We start from the raw sequence: 330 nt of genomic DNA on the forward strand, positions 1-330 counted from the left end.
ATGATCTGGTGACTGGAGTTCTGGGCAACCGATCACGTTCAGCCACGGCTGGCCCTTGAGTGCGGACGCTTGGGAATCGCAGATGTTTTTTCTTGCCTCCCATGGCTACCGCTGTATTGCACATGATCGTCGTGGTCATGGACGATCAAGCCAACCATGGAATGGCAATGATATGGACACCTATGCTGACGATTTAGCAGAACTCTTCGAGGCTCTAGATCTAAAGGATGTGGTGATGATCGGTCACTCGACGGGTGGTGGAGAAGTGGCGCGTTTTATCGGACGACACGGCACTCAACGAGTATCCAAGGCGGTGTTGATGGGTGCAGT

General features: G+C 53.0%; 1 protein-coding gene. It reads left to right on the forward strand.

Features of this window, described 5'->3' with window-relative positions:
- Positions 1-82 precede the first annotated feature (82 nt).
- The coding region (locus AQ1_RS12325; RefSeq protein ID WP_462687142.1) for an alpha/beta fold hydrolase at positions 83-330 on the forward strand (248 nt) is incomplete at its 3' end.

The organism is Iodidimonas nitroreducens, from assembly GCA_000710935.1.
GTDB lineage: Bacteria > Pseudomonadota > Alphaproteobacteria > Sphingomonadales > Rhodothalassiaceae > Iodidimonas > Iodidimonas nitroreducens.